Raw genomic sequence first — 20923 nt, 5'->3', positions numbered from 1 at the left:
GTGGCCTTCGGGTCCTGCGGATCAGTCCGTGCCGAACTCCATCGCGGCGCTGTCGAGCAGCTCGACGTCGTCGGTCTTGCCGCGCGAGGCGATCTGCTGGGCGCCGCCCTCAGACATCGCGCCGATCAGGCCGGTCGACGCGGCCTGGGCGGCGCCGATCAGCTTCGGGTGCGTGTGCGAGGTGCCGCCGACCATGCCGAGGCTCGCGTACTGCTCGAGCTTGGCCCGCGAGTCGGCGATGTCGAGGTTCCGCATGGTCAGCTGGCCGATCCGGTCGACCGGGCCGAACGCCGAGTCCTCGGTCCGCTCCATCGACAGCTTGTCCGGGTGGTAGCTGAACGCCGGGCCGGTGGTGTCCAGGATGGAGTAGTCCTCGCCGCGGCGCAGCCGCAGCGTCACCTCGCCGGTGATCGCGGTGCCGACCCAGCGCTGCAGCGACTCGCGCAGCATCATGGCCTGCGGGTCGAGCCAGCGGCCTTCGTACATCAGCCGGCCGAGGCGGCGGCCCTCGTTGTGGTAGCTGGCGAGGGTGTCCTCGTTGTGGATGGCGTTGACGAGCCGCTCGTAGGCCGCGTGCAGCAGCGCCATGCCCGGCGCCTCGTAGATGCCGCGGCTCTTGGCCTCGATGATCCGGTTCTCGATCTGGTCGGACATGCCCAGCCCGTGCCGCCCGCCGATGGCGTTGGCCTCCAGCACCAGGTCGACGGCGGTGGCGAACTCCTTGCCGTTGATCGTCACCGGCCGGCCCTGCTCGAAGCCGATCGTGACGTCCTCGGTCGCGATCTCGACCTCGGGGTCCCAGAACGCCACGCCCATGATCGGCTTGACGATCTCGATCCCGGTGTCCAGGTGCTCCAGGGACTTCGCCTCGTGCGTGGCGCCCCAGATGTTGGCGTCGGTCGAGTAGGCCTTTTCGGTGCTGTCGCGGTACGGGAGGTCGTGGGCCAGCAGCCACTCCGACATCTCCTTGCGGCCACCGAGCTCGGTGACGAAGTCCGCGTCGAGCCACGGCTTGTAGACGCGCAGGGAGGGGTTGGCCAGCAGGCCGTAGCGGTAGAACCGCTCGATGTCGTTGCCCTTGTAGGTGGAGCCGTCGCCCCAGATCTGGACGTCGTCCTCGAGCATCGCGCGCACCAGCAGCGTGCCGGTGACCGCGCGGCCGAGCGGGGTGGTGTTGAAGTAGTTGCGGCCGCCGGTGCGGATGTGGAACGCGCCGCAGGTCAGCGCCGCGAGCCCCTCCTCGACGAGGGCTTCCTTGCAGTCGACCAGGCGGGCGATCTCGGCGCCGTACTGCCCGGCCCGGCCGGGGACCGACTCGATGTCGGGCTCGTCGTACTGGCCGATGTCGGCGGTGTAGGTGCAGGGGACCGCGCCTTTGTCGCGCATCCACGCGACCGCTACGGAAGTGTCGAGGCCACCGGAGAAGGCGATACCGACACGCTCGCCGACGGGCAGGGAAGTGAGCACCTTGGACATGCGAATGATTATGCACGGCCATGCATCGTCGTGCAATCCGGGGTGCCCGGCGTCACGGAAACCCCGTTGACGTGCGTGGTTCGGTGATCACATGGGCCGGATGCACGCCGACGAGCACGCCATCGACACCGCCCTGGTCCGGCGGCTGGTGCGCGGGCAGTTCCCCCGCTGGGCGGAGCTGCCGGTCACTCCCCTGGCCTCCGGCGGCACGGTCAACGCGGTGTACCGCCTGGGCAGCGCACTGACCGTGCGACTGCCGCTCACCCCGGGCGGCACCGCCGACATCGAGCGAGAACGCCGGGTCCTCGGCACCCTGGGTGACCTGCCGGTGGCGGTCCCGGCCGTCGTCGCGGTCGGCGAGCCGGCCGAGGGGTACCCCTGGCCGTGGGCCGTGCACGGCTGGCTCGACGGCTCACCGGCGCTCGAAGGGCGCGCGGCCCGCGGCCTGGCGGAGTTCGTCCTGGCGGTCCGGGCGAACCGGGCAGCGGGTCCGCCGGCCCGTCGCGGACGACCGCTGTCCACAGTGGATTCGGCCACCCGGGAGGCGATCGCCGAGCTGAGCCGCACCGGCGAGCCGTTCGACCCGGCGGCCGCGCTGGCGGTGTGGGACGAAGCACTCGGCGCTCCCCCGTGGACCGGGCCGCCGCACTGGGTGCACGGGGACCTGATGCCGAGCAACCTGCTGCTGCGCGACGGCCGGCTGACCGGCGTCCTGGACTGGGCGACCGCGGGCCTCGGAGACCCGGCGATCGACCTGATCCCCGCGTGGAACCTGCTGACCGCGGACACCCGGGACGCCTTCCGCGACGCCGTGGCCCCCGACGACGCCACCTGGGCGCGCGGCCGCGGCCGGGCGTTGTCGATGGCCGTGATCCAGCTCCCGTACTACCGCCGCACCAACCCGGTCATCTCGGCCAACGCGCGGTACGTGCTCACGGAGCTGGGCTGCCGCCCCGCCCCGTGAGCACGCCGGATCAGCTCGGCAGGAGCGCCGGCGCCGCGAGGCGGGTGGCGTTCGCCGCCGCGTCGTCCGGGGCTTCCTGTGCCGAGCGCTCCGCCTCGACGCGGGCCAGGTAGTTCGCCACCTCGCGGTCCGTGCGGTGCGCATCCCAGCCCAGCAGCGGTGCCATCAGCGAAGCGACCACCGGGGCCGCCGCGACGCCGCGGTCGCGTTCCTCGATCGAGATCCGCGTCCGCCGGGTCAGGACGTCCTCCAGGTGCAACGCGCCTTCGTGCGAAACCGCGTACACGGCTTCCACGCGAAGGTATTCGGAGGTCTCCGTGATCGGCGAAGCCAGCGACGGGTCTTCTTCCATCAGCGAGACGAGGTTCCAGATCCGCGTCCCGTACCGCTGCAGCAGGTGCTCGACGCGGGTCAGCGACAGTCCCGTCTTCGACGCGACCGAGTACCGGTCTTCCCACAGCTCGTGGTACCCCTCGGCGCCGACGATCGGCAGCCGGTCGGTCCACGACGGCGGGGCCGGGCGGCCGACCTCCTCGACCACGACGTCGACGGTGTCCGCGGCCATCACCCGGTACGTCGTGTACTTGCCGCCGGCCACGATCACCAGGCCCGGCACCGGGTGCGCCACGGCGTGCTCCCGCGACAGCTTCGTCGTCGCGGCCGCCTTCGCCGCCAGCAACGGCCGAAGCCCGGCGTAGACGCCCTCGATGTCGTCGTGCGTCACGGGGGTACGCAGGACGGCGTTGAGGTGGTCCAGCACGTAGTCGACGTCCGCGCGGCTCGCCGCCGGGTGCTCGCGGTCGAGGTCCCACTCGGTGTCCGTCGTGCCGACGATCCAGTGGCGGCCCCACGGGATCACGAACAGCACGCTCTTCTCGGTGCGCAGGATCAGCCCGGTGTCGAGGTCGATCTTCTCCCGCGGCACCACCAGGTGGATGCCCTTCGACGCGCGCACGGTGAACGGCGCGGGGATCCCGGCCGCCTCCGCCATGTCGTCGCTCCACACGCCGGTCGCGGCGACCACCGTGCGCGCCCGGATCTCGAACTCGACGCCGCTTTCGCGATCCACGACCTTCGCGCCGACCACCCGCTCGCCGTCGCGAAGCAGCGACGTCACGCGGGCCCGCGTCAGCACCGAAGCACCCTGCTCGGCCGCCGTCCGCGCGATGGTCATCGTGTGGCGGGCGTCGTCGACCTGGGCGTCGTAGTACTGGATCGCGCCGATCAGCGCGTCGTCGGCCAGGCCCGGCGCGGCCTTGAACGCGCCGCGCTTCGACAGGTGCCGGTGCCTCGGCAGCGCCCGCGCGCCGCCGAGGGTGTCGTACAGCGTGACGCCGGCGCCGATGTAGCCGCGCTCCCACACCCGGTGCTGCAACGGGACCAGGAACTTCACCGGCCGCACCAGGTGCGGGGCCAGCTTCTGCAGCAGCAGGCCCCGCTCCTTCAGGGCTTCGCGCACCAGCTTGAAGTCCAGCTGCTCCAGGTAGCGCAGGCCACCGTGGATCAGCTTCGACGACCGGCTGGACGTGCCGGCGGCGAAGTCGCGGGCCTCGACCAGCGCGGTCGAGAGCCCCCGTGACGCCGCGTCGAGCGCGACGCCGGCGCCGGTCACTCCCCCGCCGACGACCAGGACGTCGACCTCTTCACGAGCCAGCTTGCGCAGGGTCTCCGCGCGGTAAGCCGGGGATAGCGGTGTCACGGTGTTCCTCCTTGTGGTCACTGCACGTCGACCCAGTCGAGCGTGCGGCCGACGGCCTTCTGCCAGCCCGCGTAGCCCTCCGCGCGCTGCTCGTCCGTCCACGACGGCGCCCAGCGCTTGTCCTCGTTCCAGTTCTGCTCGAGCTCGTCGGTCGAGCGCCAGAACCCGACGGCCAGCCCGGCCGCGTAGGCGGCGCCGAGCGCGGTGGTCTCGGCGACGACCGGCTTCGACACCGGCACGCCGAGGATGTCCGCCTGCAGCTGCATGCACAGTTCGTTGGCGGTGACGCCACCGTCCACGCGCAGCACGTCGAGCGTGACGCCCGAGTCGTTCTGCATGGCCTCGACGACGTCGCGGGTCTGGTAGCAGATCGCCTCCAGGGTGGCCCGCGCGATGTGCGCGTTGGTCGTGGCGCGGGTGAGCCCGACGATCGCGCCGCGGGCGTCCGAGCGCCAGTACGGCGCGAACAGGCCCGAGAACGCCGGGACGAAGTAGACGCCGCCGTTGTCCTCGACCTGGCGGGCCAGGCTCTCGCTCTGCGCCGCGCCGCTGATGATGCCCAGCTGGTCGCGCAGCCACTGCACGGCCGAACCGGTGACGGCGATCGAGCCTTCCAGCGCGTAGACCGGCTTGTCGTCGCCGAACTGGTAGCACAGCGTCGTGAGCAGGCCGTGCTTCGAGCGGACCAGCTCGTGGCCGGTGTTGAGCAGCAGGAAGTTGCCGGTGCCGTAGGTGTTCTTGGCCTCGCCGGGCCGGAAGCACACCTGGCCGACGGTCGCGGCCTGCTGGTCGCCGAGGACGCCGGTGAGCGCGACCTCGCCGCCGAGCGGGCCGTCGGCGCGGGTGGTGCCGAAGAAGCCGGGGTTCGACGACGGCCGGATCGCCGGCAGCATCTGCTTCGGGACGTTGAAGAACGACAGGAGCTCGTCGTCCCATTCGAGGGTCTCGAGGTCCATCAGCATGGTGCGCGACGCGTTGGTCGGGTCGGTCACGTGGACGCCGCCGTTCGGGCCGCCGGTGAGGTTCCAGATCAGCCACGAGTCCGTCGTGCCGAAGAGGGCGTCGCCCTTCTCGGCGTCTTCGCGGACGCCGTCGACGTTTTCGAGGATCCACTGCAGCTTGCCGCCGGAGAAGTACGTCGCGGGCGGCAGGCCGGCCTTGCGGCGGATGACGTCGCCCTTGCCCTCGCGCTCCAGCGCCGAGGCGATCCGGTCGGTGCGGGTGTCCTGCCAGACGATCGCGTTGTAGTACGGGCGTCCGGTGCGGCGGTTCCACACGACAGTCGTCTCGCGCTGGTTGGTGATGCCCAGCGCGGCGAGGTCACTGTGGGTCAGGTTCGCCTTGTTGAGCGCGGTCGCGATGACCGAGCGGGTGCGTTCCCAGATCTCGGTGGCGTCGTGCTCGACCCAGCCGGGCTTGGGCAGGATCTGCTCGTGCTCGAGCTGGTGGCGGGCGATCTCGTTGCCGCCGTGGTCGAAGATCATGAAGCGGGTGCTGGTGGTGCCTTGGTCAACCGCGCCGACGTAGTCAGGCATGGGGGTGCTCCTCACTCAGTTGGCGGGCTCGAGGTCCTTGGCGGGCATGGCGTCGAGCGGCTCACCCGCGGGCAGGTGGCGCTCGATGAGGAACTTGTAGATCCCGCCGCCGATGACCGCGCCGATGACGGGGGCCACGATCGGGATCCACCAGTAGGGGAAGCCGTATTGGTCGGACCAGGCCGTGTCGTAGCCGGTCAGCCAGGAGGCCAGGCGGGGGCCGAAGTCGCGGGCCGGGTTGATCGCGTAGCCGGCGTCGGTGCCCCAGGCCATGCCGATCGCGACGACCAGGAAGCCGACGACGACCGGCGCCAGGTTCGCGCCCGGCGAGGTGTTGCGGAGGTCGGTGATGGCGAAGATCACCAGGACGAGGATCGCGGTGCCGATGATCTGGTCGCGGAAGGCGCCCCAGTCACCCACCGGGAGCGTGCCGTTACCCGGGAGGGTCGAGAAGACACCCTGGGTCTTGATCGTGAGGCCGGGGTCCTTGGCGTGGAGCACCTCGGTGTAGTTCCAGCGCACGAGCAGCGCGGCGAGGAACGCACCGGCGGTCTGGGCCAGGGCGTAGGGGGCGACCTTGCGCCATTCGAAGCCCTTGAACACGGCCAGCGCGACGGTCACGGCCGGGTTCAGGTGTGCGCCGCTGATCCGCGAAGCGACGTAGACACCGAGCGTGACGCCGAGTCCCCAGGCCCAGGCGATGCTGTCGTGGTCCCCGATGCCCGCGGCGGCGACCTGCGCCACCACCCCGCACCCGAACAGGATGAGGATCATCGTCCCCACGAACTCGGCGGCCATCTCGCCGGCGAGCCCGTGGGCCTTGAGGTTTCGCACCATTGCTTCCTCCACAAAGGACCGTTCTTCCCCCTGGTGAGTGAAAGTTAAGTTCGGGTTGCGGAGCGGTCAACGGACGCCGGTCGGCATTGTCGAACGGCCGATGTGGATGTTCGACATTGTCGAATCAGGGCCGGTCGGGTTAGGTTGGGGTCGTGCCCGGTCCGATCCAGTCCATCGAACGCGCCGCCGCGATCCTGCGGTTGCTGGCGCGCGGCACGGGCCGGCTGGGTGTCGGCGAGATCGCCGAATCCCTCGAACTGGCCAAGGGCACCGCGCACGGGATCCTGCGCACGCTGCAGGGCGTCGGGTTCGTCGAGCAGGACCGCGACACCGGCAAGTACCAGCTCGGCGCGGCGCTGCTGCACCTGGGCACGAGCTACCTGGACGTCAACGAACTGCGGTCGCGGGCCATCAACTGGGCGGACGCGCTGGCCGCGCGCAGTGGCGAGGCCGTCCGGATCGGGGCGCCGCTGGAGGGCCGCGTGCTGGTGGTGCACCACGTGTTCCGCCCGGACGACAGCCTGCAGTCCCTCGACGTCGGCACGCTCCTGCCGCTGCACGCGACCGCGCTCGGCAAAGTGCTGCTGGCCTACGACACGACTCTCGTGGCATCGTTGCGCACCGGCGAACCCGAGGCCTACACCCGCCGGACCCTGGTCACGCAGACGGCGATCAAGCGCGCCTGCGGCAAGGTGCGCGAGGCCGGCTGGGCCGTCGAGAACGGCGAGATGATCTCCGGCGAAGCCGGGATCGCCGCGCCGATCCGCGGCCACGGCGGCATCGTGGTCGGCGCGATCGGCGTGACGGGCGCGGTGGAGCGCGTCTGCGAGCCGGACGGCGGCCCGAGCCCCCGGCTGCTCGGCCACGTCCGCGACGCGGCGCGCGCGGTGTCCCGTGACCTGGGTGCGTCCCGATGGTGAAGGAGGTGCGCGTGCCCGACGACCGACCCCGCCGGTCCCCCACCCCCGGCACGCCCGCCGCCGGGCAGGATCCCCGCCGCGCACTACCCGGCCATCCCGGGCGGTCGGCTTCCGAGGAGGTGCAGGCGTGGTCCAGCGGTACGTGATGTCCATCGACCAGGGCACCACCTCCACCCGGTGCATCCTGTTCGACGCCCGCGGCCGGCTCGTCTCGGTCGTGCAGCGGGAGCACCAGCAGCACTTCCCGCGGCCCGGCTGGGTGGAGCACGACGCCGTCGAGATCTGGCGGAACCTGTCCCGGATCGTGCCGCAGGCCCTCGCCGACGCCGGCGCGACCGCGGACCAGGTCGTCGGGCTCGGGATCGCCAACCAGCGCGAGACGACCGTGCTGTGGGACCGGCACACCGGCAACCCGATCGGGCGCGCGATCGTCTGGCAGGACACCCGCACCGACTCGATGCTCGAACAGCTGGCCCGCGAACCCGGCGCCGACCGCGTGCGGCAGCTCTGCGGCCTGCCGCTGGCGACGTACTTCTCCGCGCCGCGCGTCCGCTGGCTGCTCGAACGCACGCCCGGCCTGCGCGAACGCGCCGAGCGCGGCGACGTCCTGTTCGGCACCATCGAGTCCTGGCTCATCTGGAACCTCACCGGCGGGTCCGAAGGCGGCGTGCACGTCACCGACGTCACCAACGCCTCGCGCACCATGCTGATGAACCTGCGCACGCTGTCCTGGGACGACGAGCTGCTCGACTTCTTCGACGTCCCCCGCGCGATGCTGCCGGAGATCCGCTCGTCGACCGAGGTCTACGGGACGACGTCCCGCGTGGTCCCGGGCATCCGGATCGCGGCGGCGCTCGGCGACCAGCAGGCCGCGCTGTTCGGCCAGACGTGCTTCGCGCCCGGCGAGGCGAAGTGCACGTACGGCACCGGCAGCTTCCTGCTGCTCAACACCGGTTCGACACCCGTGCTGTCCACCCACGGCATGCTCACCACGGTCGGCTTCAAGATCGGCGACGAGCCCGCGGTGTACGCCCTGGAAGGCTCGATCGCCGTCACCGGGTCGCTGGTGCAGTGGTTCCGCGACGGCCTCGAGCTGATCGGCAGCGCGCCCGAGATCGAGACCCTCGCGCGGACGGTCGAGGACAACGGCGGCTGCTACATCGTGCCCGCGTTCTCCGGCCTGTTCGCGCCGCACTGGCACAGCGAAGCGCGCGGCGTGATCGCCGGCTTGACGTCGTACATCACCAAGGGCCACCTCGCGCGGGCCGTGCTGGAGGCGACCGGCTGGCAGACGCGCGAGGTCGTCGACGCGATGAACGCCGACTCCGGGCTCGCGCTCTCGTCCCTGAAGGTCGACGGCGGGATGACCGCCGACAACCTGCTGATGCAGTTCGTCGCGGACGTCCTCGACGTGCCGGTCGTCCGCCCGATGGTGGCCGAGACGGTGTCGCTCGGCGCGGCTTACGCGGCCGGGCTGTCCGTCGGGTACTGGCCGGACCTCGAAGGGCTGCGGCGCAACTGGCACCGCGCCGGGCAGTGGCTGCCCGCGATGGATCCGGCCCGCCGCGACTCCGAGTACGCGCACTGGCGCCAGGCGGTGGAGCTGACGTTCGGCTGGATGCGTCCCGGCCCGGCCGCGGTCGCGCCCGGCTCGGACCTGGTCGAGGTGCTGCTGGCCGACCACCGACGGTTCGAGCAGCTCTTCCGCGACCTGCGCAACACCGAGGCCGACCGCCCCGCGCTGGTCGCGGAGCTGGCGGCGCTGCTGGTCGCGCACGCGACGGCGACCGAGCGGATCGTCCGGCCCGCCGGCCCCGGCGCACCGTTCGCCGACGACCTCCTGGCCGTGCTGGAGGGCGACGACTTCGAGAAGGCGTTGCTGCGCTTGGAGAACGTCGTCGACGCGCACGTCCGCGGCGAGGAACGCGGCCTGCTCAACGAGCTGCGCCGCACGATGTCCACTTCGGACCGGACGGGCCTCGGCCGGGCGTTCGTGGCGGAGCGCCGCCGCCAGCTGGGCCTCGGTTGCGGCGAGGCCGCGCACGTCCGCGACCTCGGCGACCGGCTGACGCTCTAGGGATAGCCCGGGAAGGGTTGCGCGCCCAGGAAGACCGCGCCCGCGGCGTCGTACACGCCTTCGGTGAGGAACGCGTGCTGGGGCACCACCGCCGCGTCGCGCAGGTGACGTTGCAACGGATGGTCGCTCCCGATCGCCGCCGTCCCGCCGAGGCGGTACGCCGCCTCGACCACCTCGAAGCCGACGCGGGCCGCGTGCGCCGCCGCCAACCGGAGCAGGCTCGCCTGGGCCGGCTCCGGCGTGCCCGCCAGCGCCGCTTCCCAGGCTTCGTCAGTGGCCTCGTAGAAGAACGCCCGCACCGAACGGAGGTCCGCTTCGGCCTTCGCCAGCGCGATCCGGGCGTACGCGCGGTCGGCGAGCGCGGGCCCGCCGGTGAGCCCGGTGCGGCCGGCGGCGAAGCCGGTCACGTGGTTCAGCGCGGCGCGCGCGATGCCGAGGTTGACCACCGCGAGCACTTGGGCGGCGTAGGCGAGCGCCGGGTAGCGGTAGAGCGGCTCGTCGATCGTGGCCGCGCCGCCGCGGACGAACGTCCACTCCGCCGGGACGACGACGCCGTCCACGCGCAGGTCGTGGCTGCCGGTGCCGCGCATCCCGACCGCGTCCCAGGTGTCGACGACCTCGACGTCGGCGGCGGGCAGCACCGCGGTGCGCGGCCGGCCGGTTTCGCCGGCCCCGATGCCGACGCCGAGGTAGTCGGCGGCGAGGCAGCCGCTGGCCAGGCGCCACTGCCCGCGCACGCGGAAGCCGCCGGGCACCGCTTCGGCCGGCTGCACGGGGAAGAGCGCGCCGGCGAAGACGAGGTCGGGCCCGTCGGCGTAGAGCAGCGCCTGGGTTTCCGGCGGGAGGGCCGCGAGGTAGACGCCCGACGAGCCGAAGCTCGCGACCCAGCCGGCCGAACCGTCCACTTCGGACATCCGCTCGACCATGCGGAGGAACTCCGCGGGCGGTCGCGCGTCGCCGCCGAACCGCTTCGGGGTGGTCGCGCGGTAGAAGCCGGCGAGGCGGAACTTGCCGACGACGTCGGGCGGCACGTGCCGCCGCCGGGTGAACTCCCCGGCCCGGCTCGCCACCTCCGCCAGCGCCGCGTCGAACGCCGGCGAGGTCCCCCAGGTGCGCGCCATCGTTTCAGGGTAGCCGCTCAGGGCCCCGACGGACGGCTGCTTTCCCGGACCACCAGCCGCACTTCGACCGGGATGCGCGGCAGCGGGGCCACGCCGTCGATCAGCGCGGTGAGGACCGCCAGCGTCTGCCGGCCCGCGGCGACGCGGTCCTGGCGGATCGTCGTCAGCGGCGGCGCGAAGTAGGCCGCCTCGGGGACGTCGTCGAAGCCGACGACGTGCGCGTCGCGCGGGACCCGCATCCCCGCCTCCGCGAACGCCGCCAGGAGGCCGAGGGCCATGTGGTCGTTGGCCGTGAACACCGCGCACACCCCGGCTTCGACGGCGAGCGACTGCCCGGCGCGGTAGCCGGAGCGGGCCGACCAGTCGCCGCGGACGACCGGGGGCACGTCGGCGCCGTGGCGTTCCAGCGTTTCGCGCCAGCCCCGCTCCCGGTCGCGGGCGACCGGGCGGTTCTCGGGCCCGCCGACGTGCCAGACCGTCGGGTGGCCGAGCTCGAGGAGGTGCTCGGTGGCTCTTCGGGCGCCCTCGTACTGGTCGGCGGACGCGGCCGCGACCAGCGGGACGCCGAGGGCGCGCGGCAGGTCCTCGACGAGCCGCGGGTCCAGCACGACGATCCCCGCCACGCCCTGCAGCCGCAGGCCCGCCACCGCCGCGAGCACGGCCGGGCGGCCGTGCCCCGGCACGCTGAAGACGTTGAGGGCGAAGCCGTGTTCGCGGGCGGCCGCGCGGAGACCGTGCAGGACCGGGCCCGACGCTTCGGTGCCGGTGGCGATCACGCCGAGCGTGCCCCGCCGGGCTGGACCTGCGTCGTCGGGCATGCGCCGATGTTAACGATCACACGACTGGACGTGAACTTCTTTCACTTTCCATAAATAACAAACCGATAACGGCGTTGAACCGGCTCCGCGCCGCGCCCGTTTCTGCCAGTGCCGGAACCAGTGACCCCGGAAGCCGGGTCGCTCCCCCGGGTTCCGCGCGTTTCCCCGCCGGGCACGCAGGCCGGTCCCGTCGTGCCCGGAACAACCGAAGAAGGTGACCATGCCCCGGAAAACCTCCCCCGCCACGGGCAGACATCGCATCACCCGCCGCACCAAGATCGCGACGGGCGGCCTCGCCCTCGCGCTCGCCGCCGGCGGCATCGTGGTCGCGACCACGGCCGGACGCACCGGTGAAGCGAGCGCCGACCCCGCCGACGCGTCGTTCTTCATCGACATCGCAAAGGTGCCCTCTGGTGTTAACGTGAACAAAGCGCTGCAGGGCAAAGGCGCGCGCGGCACGTTCACCGTGGACTGCGGCCGCAACGAAAACCAGCACTTCAACCCCGACAACTTCATCGCCCAGCCCGGCGTCAAGAACGGCGCCCAGCACCTGCACGACTACGTCGGAAACCTTTCGACGAACGCCGATTCCAACAACAAGAGCCTGGCGAAGGCCGGCACGACGTGCCGCAACGGCGACAAGTCCGCCTACTTCTGGCCCGTCGTCCGCATCGACACCGGCGGCGAGGACGAGAACCCGCCCGCCACCCAGCCCGACCGCGCCGCCAGCGCGAGCGACAAGGCGAGCACCCAGGTCGACTGCCCGGACGTCGCGAGCAAGCTCCCCGACGTCCCCGACCAGGCGATGGACGAGGTGAACCGCAACCTCGACCTGCTCGACAAGCAGATCGACGAGGCGAACGCGCGGATCGCGAAGGGTGACCTGAAGACGTCGCAGGACATCCAGAACGCCGTCGTCGGCCCGCTGAAGGACAAGCGCGCCGCGACGATCGACCGGATCGCCATCGCGATCGGCCGCCGGGCGGCGAAGCCGACGAACCTGGGCGGGCTCGCGGCGTGCGTGCTCAAGCAGAACGGCCAGGGCGGGCTCGACAACGGCGGCCAGAACAGCACCGGCAAGCCCGCGGCATTGCCCGGCGTCAACGACAAGAACGAAGTGGCCGGCAACGACGGCGCGATCCAGCGCGTCCGCTCGGCGACGATCACGTTCACCAGCGGCGGCGCGAACAAGGTCGTCGCGATGCCGCAGTTCCTCCGCATTCTCTACGGCGACGCCAAGCAGAGCACCAACGGCCCGGCCAACGCCCGGCCGAGCTGGACGTGCACGGGCTTCGAAGACCGGCTGACCGACCACTACCCGATCTGCCCGCAGGGCAGCCGGGTGGAGCGCATCCACGCCTTCCCGAACTGCTGGGACGGCAAGAACATCGACAGCGCCAACCACCGCACGCACATCGTGTTCGCCGACCAGCAGGGCAAGTGCCCGCAGGGCTTCGAGAACGTGCCGCAGCTGGTGATCAAGCTGGTCTACGACATCCCGCACGACGTCCAGGTCAAGGGCCAGTACAAAGTGGACGCCTTCCCGCAGGAAAGCCACAACCCCCGCTCGGACCACGACGACTTCGCCAACGTCATGGGCCAGCGGCTGATGAACCAGGTCGTCAACTGCATCAACACCGGCAAGCGCTGCAACCAGTGAGGCGTCGTGAGTGGTAATTCGGGTTCCCACCCGAATTACCACTCACGACAGCCGGGTCAGGAAGCCGCGCGGCGCTTGGTCCAGATGTCGTACGCGACCGCCGCCAGCAGCACGACGCCCTTGACCAGCATCACCCGCTCGCTCGGGGCGCCGATCAGGGACATGCCGTTGTTGATCACCGCCATGATCAGGCCGCCGGTGATCGCGCCGACCACCTTGCCGACGCCGCCCTGGACCGCCGCGCCGCCGATGAAGGCCGCCGCGATCGCGTCCAGCTCGAAGTTGACACCCGCCGTCGGGCCCGCCTGGTTGAGCCGGCCCGCGAAGATGATCCCGGCCAGCGCCGCCAGCACACCCATGTTGACGAAGATCCAGAACGTCACCGACTTGACCTTGACACCCGAGAGCGTCGCGGCCTGCAGGTTGCCGCCCACGGCGTAGATGTGCCGGCCGAACACCGACTTGCCCGCCACCAGCGAGTAGCCGAGCACCAGCGCGGCCAGCAGGATCAGCACCCACGGCAGGTTCTTGAACCGCGCCAGCTGCACGACCAGGGCCAGCACCAGTACCGCGATCCCGGCGATCTTCAGCACGAACACCGGGAACGGGTCGACGTCCTGGCCGTAGCCGAGCCGGCCCGCGCGCTTGCGCCACTGCGTGAACGCGATCCCGGCCACCGCCGCGACGCCCGCGAGCAGCGACACCAGGTCGGCGCCGCCCAGCGGGCCGAGGCCGATGTTGCCCAGGTAGCCGTCGGTGAAACCGTTCGACAGCGTGCGGATCGCGTCCGGGAACGGGCCGATGCCCTGGTTGCCGAGCACCGTCAGGGTCAGGGCCCGGAACGCCAGCATCCCGGCCAGGGTGACGATGAACGCCGGGATGCCGAAGTAGGCGACCCAGTAGCCCTGCCACGCGCCGATCACCGCGCCGACGACCAGGGTGATCAGCACCGCCCAGAACCACGGCAGCTGCCAGTTCACCATCAGCACGGCCGACACCGCGCCGGTCATCGCGACGACCGACCCGGCGGACAGGTCGATGTGCCCGGAGATGATCACCAGGATCATCCCGATCGCGAGGATCAGCACGTAGCTGTTCTGCACGATGATGTTGGAGATGTTCTGCGGTTCCAGCAGCGCGCCGCCGGTGAGCACCTCGAACAGCACCACGATCAGCGCGAACGCGACGTAGATGCCGCTCTGGCGCGGGTTGATCGAGATCCGCCGGGCGGAGCGCTCGGCCGGGGGCGCGTCGGGCCGCGCTTCGGTCGTGGTCATTCCCGTTCCTTGGTCATGTACTGCATCAGCAGTTCCTGGGTGGCTTTCTCGCGGGTCGCCTCGCCGGTGATCCGCCCCGCCGACAGCGCGTAGATCCGGTCGCAGAGCCCGAGCAGCTCCGGCAGCTCGGAGGAGATGACCAGCACCGCCTTCCCCTGCGCCGCCAGCTCGTTGATGATCGTGTAGATCTCGAACTTGGCGCCGACGTCGATGCCGCGGGTCGGCTCGTCGAGGATCAGCACGTCCGGGTCGGTGAAGATCCACTTGGCCAGCACGACCTTCTGCTGGTTGCCGCCGGAGAGCTTCCCGGTCACGCTGCGCACGGACGGCGCCTTGATCCGCAGCTCGCGGTGGTAGCGGGCGGCCGTGTCGTGCTCGGCGTGCTCGTTCACCCACCCCCGCTTCGCCAGCTTGCCCAGCCCGGCCGCGGACACGTTGCGCTGGATGTCCTCGATCAGGTTGAGCCCGTAGCGCTTCCGGTCTTCGGTGGCGTACGCGATGCCGTGGCGGACGGCGTCGCGCACCGACCGGACGTCGATCTCCTCGCCGTGCTTGAAGATCCGCCCGGTGATGTTCTTGCCGTAGGACCGGCCGAACACGCTCATCGCGAGCTCGGTCCGGCCCGCGCCCATCAGCCCGGCCAGCCCGACGATCTCCCCGCGCCGCAGCGAGAGCGACGCGTGGTCGACGACGAGCCAGTCGGGCTGGTTGGGGCTGTAGACCGTCCAGTCCTCGATCCGCAGCACCTCTTCGCCGATGTCCGGCTCCCGGGGCGGGAACCGGTGCTCGAGGTCGCGCCCGACCATCCCGGTGATGATGCGTTCCTCGGTCAGGCCCGCCGCGTCGAGCGTCTCGATCGTCTTGCCGTCGCGCAGGATCGTGACGGTGTCCGCGATCGCGGTTACCTCGCCGAGCTTGTGCGAGATGATCACGCACGTGACGCCCTCGTCGCGCAGCCCGCGCAGGAGGTCGAGCAGGTGCGCCGAGTCGTCGTCGTTCAGCGCCGCGGTCGGCTCGTCGAGGATGAGCAGCTCGACCTCTTTGGACAGCGCCTTGGCGATCTCGACCAGCTGCTGCTTGCCGACGCCGAGCTCCTGCACCGCCCTGGTCGCGTTTTCGGCGAGGCCGACGCGCTGGAGCAGCGCGCCGGCCTCGTGGTTGGTGCGGTTCCAGTCGATCCAGCCGCGCTTGCGCCGCTCGTTGCCGAGGAAGATGTTCTCCGCGATCGACAGCTGGCCGCACAGCGCGAGCTCCTGGTGGATGATCACGATCCCGCGCCGTTCGCTGTCGCGCACCGACCCGAACTCGCACCGCTGCCCGTCGAAGACGATCTCGCCGTCGTACGTCCCGTGGGGGTGGACGCCGGAGAGCACCTTCATCAGGGTGGACTTCCCGGCGCCGTTCTCCCCGCAGATCGCGTGGATCTCCCCGCGGCGCACGGAAAGCGTGACGTCCGACAGCGCCTTGACCCCGGGGAAGGTCTTGGTGATCCCGCGCATGCCGAGCAGTTCGGTCATTTCAGCTGACCTGCCGTGTAGTAGCCGGAGTCGACGAGCTCCTTCTGGTAGTTCGTCTTGTCCACGGTCACCGGCTGCAGCAGGTACGACGGGACGACCTTCTTGCCGTTGTCGTAGTCCTTGGTGTTGTTGACCTCGGGCTGCTGGCCCTTGAGGACGGCGTCGGCCATCTTGACCGTGGTGTCGGCGAGCTTGCGGGTGTCCTTGAAGACCGTCGAGTACTGCTCACCGGCGATGATGGACTTGACCGAGGCGACCTCGGCGTCCTGCCCGGTGACGACCGGGTAGGGCTGGCCGGCGGTGCCGTAGCCGTTGCTCTTCAGGGCCGAGAGGATACCGATCGACAGCCCGTCGTACGGCGAGAGCACGCCCGCGACCTTGGCGCCACCGGTGTAGGTCTTGGTGAGCAGGTCCTCCATGCGCCGCTGCGCGGTGGCCGGGTCCCAGCGCAGGATGGCCGCGCGGGCGAAGTCGGTCTGGCCGCTCTTCACGACGAGCTTGCCGCTGTCCATCAGGGGCTTGAGCACGGACATCGCGCCGTTGAAGAAGAACGTGGCGTTGTTGTCGTCCGGCGACCCGGCGAACAGCTCGACGTTGAACGGTCCCGGCCCGTCACCCAGGCCCTTGACCAGCGAGTTCGCCTGCTCGACGCCGACCTTGAAGTTGTCGAAGGTGGCGTAGTAGTCGACGTTGGGCGAGTTGCGGATCAGCCGGTCGTAGGCGATGACCGGGATCTTGCGGTCGGCCGCCTCCTGCAGCTGGGTGGTGATGGCGGTGCCGTCGATCGAGGCGATGACCAGGAGCTTCGCGCCCTTGGTGATCTGGTTCTCGATCTGGTTCACCTGGGTGGGGATGTCGTTCTCGGCGTACTGCAGGTCGACCTGGTAGCCGAGCTTCTCCAGGGCGGCCTTGATGTTGTCGCCGTCGTGGATCCAGCGTTCCGACGACTTCGTCGGCATGGTGACGCCGACCAGACCGCCCGCCGCACTGGCGCTCGACGCGGCCGCCTGGTCCGCCGTCTTCTGGCTCGAGCCGCACGCCGAGAGCGTGAGCACCAGTCCCGCGGCGGCGATCCCCGCGATTCCTCGAATGAACTTCATTGTTCCCTTTCCTTTCTCAGAAGCCCTGAGCGAGCCGGTGGTACGCCTGGTTCCAGCGGATGCGGTCGGCGAAGTCGTGCGGGGTGGTGTCGCGGTCGATCACCAGCAGCTCGACGCCGAGGAGGTTCGCGAAGTCGCGAAGGGTTTCGGTGCCCACGGCCTGGGTGAGCACGGTGTGGTGCGGGCCGCCGGCGGTGATCCACGACTCGGCGGACGTCGCCAGCGTCGGCGCCGGCTCCCAGACCGCCCGCGCGACGGGCAGGTTGGGCAGCGGCTCGTCCGGCGCGACGACCTCGATCTCGTTGGCCACCAGGCGGAACCGGTCGCCGAGGTCGACGAGGCCGAGTGTGACGCCGGGGCCGGGCTGGGCGTCGAACACGAGCCGCACCGGGTCCTCGCGGTCGCCGATGCCGAGCGGGTGGATCTCGCAGGACGGCTTCGCGGCGGCGATGCTCGGGCAGACCTCCAGCATGTGCGCGCCGAGGATCTTCGGCGTGCCCGGCCCGAAGTGGTAGGTGTAGTCCTCCATGAAGGAGGTGCCCCAGCCGACGCCGACGCCCATCGCCTTGACCGCGGCCAGCAGCGCGGAGGTCTTCCAGTCGCCCTCGCCGCCGAAGCCGTAGCCGTCGGCCATCAGCCGCTGCACGGCGAGGCCGGGCAGCTGACGCAGGCCGCCGAGGTCCTCGAAGTTCGTGGTGAACGCGCCGAACCCGCCGTCGCTGAGGAACTTTCGCAGCCCGGCCTCGATCTTCGCCGCGTAGCGGAGTGATTCGTGCCGCGCTCCCCCGGCCGCCAGCTCCGGGACGAGGTCGTAGTCCTCGGCGTACTGCGCGACAAGACCGTCTACATCGGACACCGCGTCGACGACCTCGACGAGGTCGTTGACGCCGTAGGTGTTGACCGAGACGCCGAAGCGCAGCTCGGCCTCGACCTTGTCGCCTTCGGTGACGGCGACGTCGCGCATGTTGTCGCCGAACCGGGCCAGCCGGAGGTTCCGGAGGTGGTCGGCGCCGATCGCGGCGCGCGCCCACGCGTCGATCCGCGCGACCACGGCCGGGTCGGCGACGTGGCCGGCGACGGTCTTGCGCGGCACGCCCAGGCGCGTCTGGATGAACCCGAACTCGCGGTCGCCGTGCGCGGCCTGGTTGAGGTTCATGAAGTCCATGTCGATCGTGGACCACGGGAGGGTTTCGTTGAGCTGGGTGTGCAGGTGCAGCAGCGGCTTGCGCAGCGCGTCCAGCCCGGTGATCCACATCTTCGCGGGCGAGAAGGTGTGCATCCACGCGATCACGCCGACGCACGCGGCGTCGGCGTTGGCTTCCTGCAGCACGCGCCGGATCGACGACGCTTCGGTCAGCACCGGCTTGCCGACGATCTCGGCCGGCAGCCCGCCGGCGGCGGCCAGGAGCTGCTGGATGCGCAGGGACTGGCCGGCGACCTGCTCGAGGGTCTCCTCGCCGTAGAGGGCCTGGCTCCCCGTGAGGAACCAGAGCTGGGGTTTCGACGCGCGGGTCATCGTTCTCCTTGAATCAGTGACATCCGGGGCTCCGCCCCGGGGCCGGGGGCTCCGCCACCCGGGGCCCCCGAAAGACGGTGGGCTGGCCGTAGACGTTCTGGTACCGGGCGTAGAGCCGGTCGACGTCCTCGGGCGGCAGGGGTTCGGGCGTGCCCAGCTCGAAGGCCTTGTGCACGGTGCGGGCCACGTCCTCCACCATCACGGCGGCCTTGACCGCGTCGCGCGCGGTGCGGCCGACGGTGAACGGGCCGTGGTTGCGCATCAGCACGGCTTTGGAGCGGCTCGTGCGCAGCGTTTCGACGATGCCGCGGCCGATGGAGTCGTCGCCGATCAGCGCGAACGGGCCGACCGGGATCTCGCCGCCGAACTCGTCGGCGATCATCGTGAGCACGCACGGGATCGGCTCGCCGCGCGCGGCCCACGCCGTGGCGTAGGTCGAGTGGGTGTGGACGACGCCGCCGATCTCCGGCAGGTGCCGGTAGACGTAGGCGTGCGCGGCGGTGTCGGACGACGGCGCGAGTTCGCCGTGGACCAGCTCGCCGTGCAGGTCGGTGACCACCATGGTGTCGGCCGACAGGTCGTCGTAGGACACGCCCGACGGCTTGATGACCATCAGGTCGCGGCCGGGCACCCGCGCGGAGACGTTGCCCGCGGTCCAGATGACGAGTGCGTTGCGGGTCAGCTCGCCGTGCAGGTTCGCGACCGTTTCGCGCAGTTCGGCGACGGTGTCGAGGACTTCGTCGGTCAGGGACATCAGGACCGTCCTTTCGCGACAGTGCGGCGGCGGGCGGCCAGACGGTGCATGACATCGTTGCCGCCGCGGCCGAAGTAGTCGTGCAGCGTCGTGTACTCCGCGTAGAGCTCGTCGTAAGCGGCGACGTTCTCAGGCACCGGCCGGTAGACCGCCCGCTGGACCGAGCCCATCGCCGCGGCGGCCGCGCGGATGTCCGGGTAGGCGCCGGCGGCGACGGCCGCGTGGATGGCCGAGCCGAGCGCGGGGCCCTGCGCCGAGCCGATCACCGACAGCGGGAGGTTGGTGACGTCGGCGTAGATCTGCATGAGCAGTGTGTTCTTCATCAGGCCGCCCGCGATGATCAGCTCGGTGACCGGGACGCCGGCGGCGGTGAACGTCTCGATGATCTTGCGGGTGCCGAACGCGGTGGCCTCCAGCAGCGCGCGGTAGACGTCCTCGGCGCGGGTGGCGAGGGTCTGGCCGACGATGACGCCGGACAGCTCGTGGTCGACGAGGACCGAGCGGTTGCCGGAGTGCCAGTCCAGGGCGACCAGGCCGTGTTCGCCGATCTCCTGCCGCGCGGCCAGCTCGGTGAGCCGGTCGTGCCCGTCGCGGGCGAAGTGGTCGGTGAACCAGCCGAAGATGTCGCCGACGCCGCTCTGCCCGGCTTCGTAGCCCCAGAGCCCGGTCACGATCCCGCCGTCGACGACCCCGCACATGCCGGGGACCTCGCGCAGTTCGGCGCCGTTCATCACGTGGCACGTCGAGGTGCCCATGATCGCGACCATCTGGCCGGGCTCGACGGCGTTCGCGGCGGGCGCGGTGACGTGGGCGTCGACGTTGCCGACCGCGACCGCGATGCCCTCCGGCAGCCCGGTCCACGCCGCGGCTTCGGCGGTCAGGCTGCCCGCGCGCGAGCCCAGCTCGCCCAGGGGGTGTTCGAGCTTGTCCGCGACGAAGGACTCGAAGCCCGGGTCGAGTTCGCGGAGGAAGTCGCGGCTCGGGTAGTGGCCGTCCTGCAGGATGCCCTTGTACCCGGCCGTGCACGCGTTGCGGACGTAGACGCCGGTCAGCTGCCAGACGATCCAGTCGGCCGCCTCGACCCAGTGCCGCATCGCCGCGTAGACGTCCGGAGCTTCTTCGAGCACCTGGAGCGCCTTCGCGAACTCCCACTCCGACGAGATCAGGCCGCCGTAGCGCGGCAGCCACTTCTCGCCGCGGGCCCGGGCCAGCTCGTTGATGCGGTCGGCCTGCGGCTGGGCCGAGTGGTGCTTCCACAGCTTGACGTACGCGTGGGCGTTGCCCTCGAACTCCGGCAGCTCGCACAGCGGCGTGCCGTCGGCGGTCGTCGGGATCATCGTGCACGCCGTGAAGTCGGTGGCGACGCCGATGACGTCGGCCGGGTCGGCGCCGGCGTCCCGCACCGCCGCCGGCACGGCGTTGCGCAGCACTCCGACGTAGTCCGCGGGCACCTGCAGCGCCCAGTCCGGCGGCAGCGCGCGGCCGGTGGCGGGCAGCGTCTCGTCGAGCACGCCGTGCGGGTACTCGAAGACCGCGCTGCCGAGCTCGGCGCCGTCACGGACCCGGACGACCACCGCGCGGCCCGACAGCGTGCCGAAGTCGACGCCGACGGTGAGTGGTTCTGCCACGGTGTCCTCTCCTCACTGGTGTGT

General features: G+C 71.1%; 16 protein-coding genes. 4 read left to right on the top strand and 12 right to left on the bottom strand.

Features of this window, described 5'->3' with window-relative positions; translation table 11 throughout:
• Nucleotides 1-21 precede the first annotated feature (21 nt).
• Nucleotides 22-1476 (bottom strand): argininosuccinate synthase, encoded by a 1455-nt coding sequence (gene argG, locus ACWEN0_RS29460; protein WP_451980514.1) that lies wholly within the window; start codon nt 1474-1476, stop codon nt 22-24.
• Nucleotides 1477-1567: 91 nt separating this feature from the next.
• Here argG and ACWEN0_RS29455 point away from each other — a divergent pair, with 91 nt between their 5' ends.
• Nucleotides 1568-2440 carry an aminoglycoside phosphotransferase family protein gene (locus tag ACWEN0_RS29455; RefSeq protein WP_451980511.1) on the top strand — a complete coding sequence of 291 codons (873 nt, stop codon included), beginning with the start codon at nt 1568-1570 and terminating at the stop codon, nt 2438-2440.
• A gap of 10 nt (nt 2441-2450) precedes the next feature.
• Here ACWEN0_RS29455 and ACWEN0_RS29450 read toward each other — a convergent pair whose 3' ends face one another.
• The 3 genes from ACWEN0_RS29450 to ACWEN0_RS29440 are packed head-to-tail and all read right to left on the bottom strand — an operon-like array spanning nt 2451 to nt 6511.
• A complete protein-coding gene (locus ACWEN0_RS29450) occupies nt 2451-4139 on the bottom strand; it encodes a glycerol-3-phosphate dehydrogenase/oxidase (RefSeq protein ID WP_451980508.1) in 1689 nt (562 codons plus the stop codon).
• A 17-nt stretch (nt 4140-4156) separates the two neighbouring features.
• On the bottom strand, nt 4157-5674 hold the full coding sequence (gene glpK / locus ACWEN0_RS29445) for a glycerol kinase GlpK (protein WP_451980505.1): 1518 nt from the start codon (nt 5672-5674) through the stop codon (nt 4157-4159).
• Between the two features lie 15 nt (nt 5675-5689).
• Complete coding sequence (locus ACWEN0_RS29440; RefSeq protein ID WP_451980502.1) at nt 5690-6511, bottom strand: MIP/aquaporin family protein; 822 nt, start codon at nt 6509-6511, stop codon at nt 5690-5692.
• Between the two features lie 152 nt (nt 6512-6663).
• On the opposite strand from ACWEN0_RS29440, the gene ACWEN0_RS29435 reads away from it, so the two are divergent.
• Nucleotides 6664-7431 (top strand): IclR family transcriptional regulator, encoded by a 768-nt coding sequence (locus ACWEN0_RS29435; protein WP_451980499.1) that lies wholly within the window; start codon nt 6664-6666, stop codon nt 7429-7431.
• A gap of 127 nt (nt 7432-7558) precedes the next feature.
• Complete coding sequence (glpK, locus tag ACWEN0_RS29430) at nt 7559-9508, top strand: glycerol kinase GlpK (RefSeq protein WP_451980496.1); 1950 nt, start codon at nt 7559-7561, stop codon at nt 9506-9508.
• Here the strand turns inward: glpK (ACWEN0_RS29430) and ACWEN0_RS29425 are convergent.
• Both ACWEN0_RS29425 and ACWEN0_RS29420 read right to left on the bottom strand, forming a co-directional pair.
• On the bottom strand, nt 9505-10629 hold the full coding sequence (locus ACWEN0_RS29425; protein ID WP_451980493.1) for an acyl-CoA dehydrogenase family protein: 1125 nt from the start codon (nt 10627-10629) through the stop codon (nt 9505-9507). The genes glpK (ACWEN0_RS29430) and ACWEN0_RS29425 overlap by 4 nt on opposite strands.
• Nucleotides 10630-10646: 17 nt before the next feature.
• Nucleotides 10647-11447 (bottom strand): substrate-binding domain-containing protein, encoded by an 801-nt coding sequence (locus tag ACWEN0_RS29420; protein ID WP_451980490.1) that lies wholly within the window; start codon nt 11445-11447, stop codon nt 10647-10649.
• 220 nt (nt 11448-11667) lie between these two features.
• On the opposite strand from ACWEN0_RS29420, the gene ACWEN0_RS29415 reads away from it, so the two are divergent.
• Nucleotides 11668-13107 carry a DUF1996 domain-containing protein gene (locus tag ACWEN0_RS29415; RefSeq protein WP_451980487.1) on the top strand — a complete coding sequence of 480 codons (1440 nt, stop codon included), beginning with the start codon at nt 11668-11670 and terminating at the stop codon, nt 13105-13107.
• A 56-nt stretch (nt 13108-13163) separates the two neighbouring features.
• Here the strand turns inward: ACWEN0_RS29415 and mmsB are convergent, their stop codons facing one another.
• From mmsB to araB, 6 genes are read right to left on the bottom strand one after another with little or no spacing between them, the layout of a single operon-like run.
• A complete protein-coding gene (gene mmsB, locus ACWEN0_RS29410; RefSeq protein WP_451980484.1) occupies nt 13164-14384 on the bottom strand; it encodes a multiple monosaccharide ABC transporter permease in 1221 nt (406 codons plus the stop codon).
• Nucleotides 14381-15901, bottom strand: coding sequence for a multiple monosaccharide ABC transporter ATP-binding protein (gene mmsA, locus ACWEN0_RS29405; RefSeq protein ID WP_451980481.1), 1521 nt, complete (start codon nt 15899-15901; stop codon nt 14381-14383). Before mmsA ends, mmsB begins: the two co-directional genes overlap by 4 nt.
• A complete protein-coding gene (chvE, locus tag ACWEN0_RS29400; protein WP_451980478.1) occupies nt 15898-17001 on the bottom strand; it encodes a multiple monosaccharide ABC transporter substrate-binding protein in 1104 nt (367 codons plus the stop codon). The genes mmsA and chvE overlap by 4 nt, the downstream gene beginning before the upstream one ends.
• Before the next feature lie 16 nt (nt 17002-17017).
• A complete protein-coding gene (gene araA / locus ACWEN0_RS29395) occupies nt 17018-18517 on the bottom strand; it encodes an L-arabinose isomerase (RefSeq protein WP_451980475.1) in 1500 nt (499 codons plus the stop codon).
• Between the two features lie 13 nt (nt 18518-18530).
• Entirely contained in the window at nt 18531-19271 is a 741-nt protein-coding gene (locus ACWEN0_RS29390; RefSeq protein WP_451980472.1) for an L-ribulose-5-phosphate 4-epimerase, read from the bottom strand.
• Nucleotides 19271-20899 (bottom strand): ribulokinase, encoded by a 1629-nt coding sequence (araB, locus tag ACWEN0_RS29385; RefSeq protein WP_451980469.1) that lies wholly within the window; start codon nt 20897-20899, stop codon nt 19271-19273. Before araB ends, ACWEN0_RS29390 begins: the two co-directional genes overlap by 1 nt.
• Between the last annotated feature and the right edge of the window lie 24 nt (nt 20900-20923).

The organism is Amycolatopsis sp. NPDC004378, from assembly GCF_053602455.1.
The sequence above is the reverse complement of the archived record's forward strand: the minus strand, read 5'-3'. Positions and strand labels throughout refer to the sequence as shown.